The following is a 6,550-nucleotide window of genomic DNA, read 5'->3' on the forward strand; positions in this document are numbered from 1 at the left end:
AAACCCGCCCCTGCTGCTACAGGACTTGATGTGATGCAGTCGGTAGAAGTGGGTGGCATTGAGATGGGTTTTCTGACTGATGGCACGCTGTTTTTGACGGGTCGCAGTCTAGCAAAGATTTGTGGTGTGTCAAATAGCACGATTGTCGAATGGACTAATGATAACCCTGGTAAGGGTAATCGCACCCGTGATCGTAAACTAGCAGAGATTCTTACTCGTCGAGGGTTTGAAGGCGATCGGCTGTTTATTCGTGCTCGCTACAAACGCCGCTGGATTACAGCCTTCCCCGATGTAGTCTGTATGGCATTTTTAGAATACTACGCTTGCCACGCAGAAGGACGCTGCACGCCAGAAGCTAAGACCAACTACCGTGTGTTATCTCGGCGATCGCTGCGGGAGTTGCTAGACACGGCTTTACAGCAGCGATCGTAGATTGTTGTTATAGATGTACATGGTTAAGTAGCCAGGTAAGCAACGATCTTAGCTTGTAGGAGAATTGATTTATGTCGTGTACTCCAATTCCCCACGCTATGGCTACAGATAGCTTGTAATAAGGACTTCAGTCCTTTTTAGCTTGCAGGAGAATTGATTTACGTTGTGTACTCTAATTCGCCTACAGATAGCTTGTAGTAAGGACTTAAGTCCTTACTACCAACTTATGGGTTAAGTAGCTAGGCTTTAGAGAATCGGTAATAGTTAGGTATTATGTCTTTTTTAGCTTGCAGGAGAATTGATTTACGTTGTGTACTCTAATTCGCCTACAAATAGCTTGTAGTAAGGACTTAAGTCCTTACTACCAACTTATGGGTTAAGTAGCTAGGCTTTAGAGAATCGGTAATGATTAGGTATTATGTCTTTTGACAATCTATGCAAGCTACTTTCAGAAAAGTATCCCAACCACTTCACGGCTTGGCTAATAGGAGGAGTGCCTGCCAGGGTAGATGTGTTGAAGACTGAACTTGGTATAGAGCCAATTCGGGCTGATTCTGTTACATTTCTCACCCTGAGAAACCGCATTCTGCATTTAGAATTCCAAACTCGCTTAGACTCTGACCCACCCCTACCTCTACGAATGCTAGACTACTGGGTTAGGCTGTATCGCCTTTACCGCCTACCCATTACCCAAATCATTATCTTTCTGACTCCACCACCTGGTAATGAGCCTATTCCTACTAGCTTTAGGGTGGAGACAACTTGTCATGAGTACCGAATTGTCAAAATGTGGGAACAGGATCCTACGATTTTTCTGCAAACAGAGGCACTGTTACCCCTAGCACCCCTTGCTGCTACGAGTAATCCCCAGCAATTGCTTGCCCAAGTTGCCCAGCAGGTGAATGCGATACAATCAAACCAGAAACGACAGGAAGTTTCCAGCTATACCCAAATCCTTGCTGGTTTGAGATTTGAGAAATCTTTGATTCGTCAACTGTTCCAGGAGAATGCCATGCGTGAATCTGTGATTTATCAGGACATTTTGCAACAAGGAGAGCAAAAGGGTCTGCAACGGGGAATAGAGCTAGGGCGGGAAGAAGGACGACTGGAAGGACGACTGGAGGGTCAGGAAAGTGGGGAACGATCGCTGGTCTTGCGCCAACTAACTCGGCGGTTTGGGGAGTTGCCAGAGCCACTAGTAATGACGATCGCCCAGCTTGCCCTCCCTCAGCTAGAATCCCTAGCTGAAGCACTCATAGACTTCACAACTAAACTGGATCTAGTGACGTGGCTGCTCACTCATCGGTTGGGAGAATTGCCCACATCGACCAAATCTCAGTTGCAATCAGCCACAGCTACTCAACTAGAAACATTGGTAACCGCACTACCTACAATCAATAGTCAATCTGACCTAGAAGCACTGTTAAGCCAGAGTCCCCAATAGAGCCATCTCACAAGACTGTTACGCTGTCTGAGGATTGCCTGAAGTGCTCTGTTGTCTAACCTAGCGACGGGTAGCACTAGGGTTGTGATCGTCGGATAGGTGAATGTCTTGGGTTAGCGATTGCGGCTAAGTCTCTCCCGGAAAATATCTGCTTTCAAGCTTCAGTTGATATATCCTCGCTGATCGCACGAGTGCTCATACTCCTACCACATGGCTGGAAACGGCATTACTACAAGTGGTCTGACATGAGTTAATTTCAGATGAGACTAGGGCAACCAGAGTAGTAATGTCGGTGGCAATGATATTCATGATGGTTTCTGAGCTTGGATAACCTGTAGACTACCACCAGCATAGAGGATAGGAGCTTGGCAGTGAAACCCGATCGTCTGCAACAGGTCTATCAGATTGGTTTGTAGCAGTTGCCAGGCTGTATGGGTTTCAAACAGCCACACAAACAACAACAACCCAGGAACAAACAAAGGATTTGTCGGACGATGTAGGTCGATCAACGTAAACCAACCACCCGGCTTAAGGACGCGGTAGACTTCCTGAAGAATGGTCTGCAACTGCTCTGGCTCCATTTCGTGCAGGGCGACGCTGGTATGCACCAAGTCAAACTCATGATCTGCAAAGGGCATTGCCTCTGCCCAAGCTTCAACATAGGTAGCTTGAGGCACCGCTTGACGGGCAGCCTCTAGGGAGCGGGGTGAGGCATCCAAGCCTGTAACGTGATGCGATCGCTCCACCAGAAACCGTGTAGATTGCCCCCAACCACAACATAAATCCAGTACACGAGTATCGGCAGTGATGGTCAACCCTTTGAGCGCTAGTTGCCGGAATCGCGTCTCTCCGCCTACACTTAGGGCCGTCAGCCGAGCGATCGTATCATAGAGCCACTGGTAGCGATAACTCCAGGTACGGAGAATAGTTGCCATAGGTAGCGGTTAACTCTACTGTCCCTTCTTATCTTAGGGGTTAGGGTACTGTCACCAAACACTCACCCCAGAAAATAACTAGATTGTCCTGTTCAGGAATTAACGAAGACTTAAGGATCATGGTTGCGTTTTATCCCTTATTGTGCCAACCATGAAGTGGGACGCACCCCCTCCTTTGGTCTAGAACTGGGTGCTATTACTACAGCTTCAGCGGTAACAAGTACATAGGTAACTTGGCAGTGCTTGGAATCAGAACTGTGCGGCGATCCACAACAGCATCCGCTCTATTGACCCTAATAGTGGCTATAGCCATGGCAGCAACTGCTTGCCAGCAAAGCTCTGGTCAGGTGAATGTAACAAATAACACAGTATCGCCAAGGATGACACCGCTGCCCCAAGACATTTCAGTGGAAGCATACTTTAATCACAATCCGGCGAATCAATACACGGAGCCATACCGCCAAACGGTGCGTCTTGGTGATGATTTAGAGACCATTATTGTTGAAACAATCATGGCTGCACGATCGACGGTTGATGTAGCCGTGCAGGAGTTGCGATCGCCCAAGATTGCCCAAGCTCTGCGCGATCGGCATCAGGCAGGGGTGCGCGTGCGAGTGGTCGTAGAAAATACCTATGCTCGTCCCTGGAGTAGTTTCACACCAGAGGAGGTTGCTAACCTGTCAAAGCGAGAACAGGAGCGCTATCGGGAAGCCCTTCAGTTGCTGGATATGGATGGAGATGAGCAACTGAGTTCTAGGGAAATCAATCAACGGGATGCCCTTGTCATTTTACGAACGGCTGGTGTACCTATAATCGACGACACAGCCGATGGCAGCAGAGGCAGCAACTTGATGCATCACAAATTTGTCGTAGTGGATAATCAACAGGTGATTGTTACATCAGCTAACTTTACAACCAGCGACCTACACGGGGATTTTAGCAAGCCTGCTAGTCGCGGCAATGCCAACAATCTACTGCGGATTGATAGCCAAGAATTAGCTACTCTCTTCACCCAGGAAATGAATCTAATGTGGGGTGATGGCCCTGGAAACAGGCTAAACAGCCGCTTCGGCATCAAAAAGCCCTTTCGTCCAGCACGACAGGTGAGGTTGGGCAATACTCGAATAACAGTACAGTTTTCACCTGTGCGTCGGCAAGTATCCTGGCAGGCCAGCGGCAATGGATTGATTGGCAAAACGTTAGCGATGGCCAATCAGTCAGTGAACCTGGCTCTGTTTGTGTTTTCTGAGCAAACTTTGGCGAATATCCTAGAGCAGCGTCACCAGAATGGTGTGCAGATTAATGCACTGATTGATCCAGGGTTTGCCTATCGCTATTATTCCGACGGCTTAGACATGCTGGGGGTACAGCTTAGTAACAACTGCAAATTTCCTCTGGGTAATCGTCCATGGCAGAACCCCGTGACGACGGTAGGTGTTCCCCGGCTATTACCAGGTGACTTGTTGCACCATAAGATGGCAGTTGTAGACAAGCATGTTGTGATTACCGGATCCCAAAATTGGTCAACGGCTGCTAATTATGGGAATGACGAAACCATCATAGTGGTGGAGAGTCCGCTAGTGGCAGCTCATTATCAGCGGGAGTTTGAACGTCTGTTCGATCGAGCTATTTTAGGAGTGCCCCCTGCCATCAGGCGCAAAATTGAGAAAGACCAACAAGCCTGTCGGAATTTGCGTGCAGAATCTTCTACACTAGGAGTAATGGTAAATACTTCGTAATCTTGTTTAGAACTCATAACATCCAGATATGGCCTTCTTTCGTCAGTATGTCGCTCCGTTAATTGCTGTACTGGGCTTTTTGATAGCGCTGTTCTTCGTTAGTGCGCGTATATTTTTGCCTAGCGACATGGCAGCACCTGCACCTGTTGACACTCCTGCGCAAGTTGCAGCGCCTAGCAATTCCCAGGCTACCCTAGGTGCGCCAGAGATGTCTGCTAGTTTGTCGATGTTGATAAAGGGTGCGCTAATCGACTAAGCCTATCTAGTATGGTGGAATGGTCACTGCCTGGTTATCGCCTCAAACCTGGATCAGGGTTACACCGGGCACTGCTGGTTAAGTTTATGCAGCGTACCTATCAAGAGTTTTCACCCCATGGGGATTTCAACCACATCGCTCAAACCGTAGATTTCTATCTGTCTAAAGATACTCCCCTATGGTGGGTAGAGCCAGAATCAGCCCAGGAGTCAGGACTACCAGGCTTTACCGTTAACCCCATTGCCTGTCTGTGGCTGGGTAATTCCGTTGACCAAGTGCGGGGTGATCGCTACACCCACATCTTCTTACTCTACGTTGTGCCAGAACAGCGTCGTCGTGGCATTGGCACTGCGCTAGTGCGCTATGCTGAAGCCTGGGCACGGGAGCGAGGCGATCGTCAACTAGGACTGCAAGTGTTCCTAGCAAACCAGCCCGCCCTTAAGCTCTACCGACAACTAGGATTTCAAACCCAATCTCTATTGATGATCAAGCCTCTGTAGCGCAATCTGTAGCACCAGTTATTCCGTTGTTGAGTGTCCTATTGTTGACTGGTCTGTTAAGCCCGTAACAGCGGCCAAGTTCATTAGGATCTGATGGCTCTTACAGGTTTGTATCAGTGACTTCAGTCAGCTACGCCAAGTCCTAATACCAATTCTCCAAAAGCTAGCAACATAACCCATCAGTGCATAGAAAGGACTTGAGTTCTGACTACAGGCTATCCGTGTCCATAGTATGGAGAAGAAGTGGTACAACCCCCTTAACAATCGCTCCAAAAACAAACATTGCTGCAAGTGTTCTAGTTATCTTGTGTATTGCTATACCAGGAATTGGTGTCAGTACTATGTAGCAATAGTATCTAATCATTCAGTGTAATCTTGAACCAATGTGTATTCTAAATCACAAGTTATTCCCCGGCAGGTTATTACTAGTAATCATTAGCAATCGTTGCGATCAATTAAGAATTTAAGGAATTTTACTGATTCTTCAGGTAGGTCAGCTATGACAAAGGTGATGACCAAGAAGGGTAGGTATGAGGAATCTTCAACGGTTAGCCCAAGCAGGGCTATGGTTTCTATTGGCACTCGGAATTGTAGTGGGGTTAGCAAACTGGGCATCCCTTACTCAGAGGCAACCACAGCTCACAGCAGCAGTTTTTCAAACTCCTCAGTTTGTTGCGGCTGTAGCTGACCCTAAACTCCCAGACTGGATTCAGCAAATTAGCCCTACTGGAGAAGCTGACTCCCTGGCTCAAATTCGAGTGCGGTTCCAAGAGCCATTGATTCCCATTGAACAGATTGATACCCCTAATCAAAAGGCCATCCTCAGCAAATTTCAGCTTACACCGCCCCTAGCTGGAGAGTTTCGTTTCCTCACACCTCGCATGGTGGGCTTTCAAGCAGCTCAAGCCTTGCCTGCTGCTAGCCGCATTCAAGTCACCCTCAAAGCTGGCTTAGCCGATCTAAAGAACCATCAACTTAGTCAAGATTTGGTCTGGACGTTTACTACCCCTGCGATCGTCCTCTCTAACTTTCCGGGCAAGCCTATTAGTGGTTTCCCAGAAGATGCCTATTACGATGACCAACCCGTTGAGCTGCAACCTAGTTTTCGCATTACTGCCAACGTAGAGCTAGACTTAGGAGATTTGCGTAAGCGACTACAACTCTTGACGACCGATGGCAACAAAACCATTCCCCTCAATATCGTCCCCTATACTGAAGATTCCAATACCCCTCGGACAGAATTT

7 protein-coding genes are annotated in these 6,550 nt (G+C 47.9%); 6 read left to right on the forward strand and 1 reads right to left on the reverse strand.

Annotated elements, in window-relative coordinates:
- Positions 1 to 432 (forward strand): hypothetical protein (locus NZ772_11405; protein ID MCS6814151.1); only part of this gene is annotated, 432 nt, incomplete at its 5' end.
- A 418-nt stretch (positions 433 to 850) separates the two neighbouring features.
- Positions 851 to 1,876 (forward strand): DUF4351 domain-containing protein, encoded by a 1,026-nt coding sequence (locus tag NZ772_11410; protein ID MCS6814152.1) that lies wholly within the window; start codon positions 851 to 853, stop codon positions 1,874 to 1,876.
- Positions 1,877 to 2,181: 305 nt separating this feature from the next.
- On the opposite strand, the gene NZ772_11415 is transcribed toward NZ772_11410, so the two are convergent.
- On the reverse strand, positions 2,182 to 2,811 hold the full coding sequence (locus NZ772_11415) for a class I SAM-dependent methyltransferase (GenBank protein MCS6814153.1): 630 nt from the start codon (positions 2,809 to 2,811) through the stop codon (positions 2,182 to 2,184).
- Positions 2,812 to 3,122: 311 nt separating this feature from the next.
- Between NZ772_11415 and NZ772_11420 the strand changes: the two genes are divergently transcribed.
- From NZ772_11420 to NZ772_11435, 4 genes are all read left to right on the forward strand, one after another.
- Entirely contained in the window at positions 3,123 to 4,550 is a 1,428-nt protein-coding gene (locus tag NZ772_11420) for a phospholipase D-like domain-containing protein (GenBank protein MCS6814154.1), read from the forward strand.
- Positions 4,551 to 4,578: 28 nt separating this feature from the next.
- Entirely contained in the window at positions 4,579 to 4,806 is a 228-nt protein-coding gene (locus tag NZ772_11425; GenBank protein MCS6814155.1) for a hypothetical protein, read from the forward strand.
- 11 nt (positions 4,807 to 4,817) lie between these two features.
- The gene (locus NZ772_11430) at positions 4,818 to 5,306 is read left to right on the forward strand and encodes a GNAT family N-acetyltransferase (GenBank protein MCS6814156.1); all 489 of its coding nucleotides are present in this window, start codon (positions 4,818 to 4,820) and stop codon (positions 5,304 to 5,306) included.
- A 530-nt stretch (positions 5,307 to 5,836) separates the two neighbouring features.
- On the forward strand, positions 5,837 to 6,550 hold a 714-nt coding region (locus NZ772_11435; GenBank protein ID MCS6814157.1), incomplete at its 3' end, for an Ig-like domain-containing protein.

The organism is Cyanobacteriota bacterium, assembly GCA_025054735.1.
GTDB lineage: Bacteria > Cyanobacteriota > Cyanobacteriia > SKYG9 > SKYG9 > SKYG9.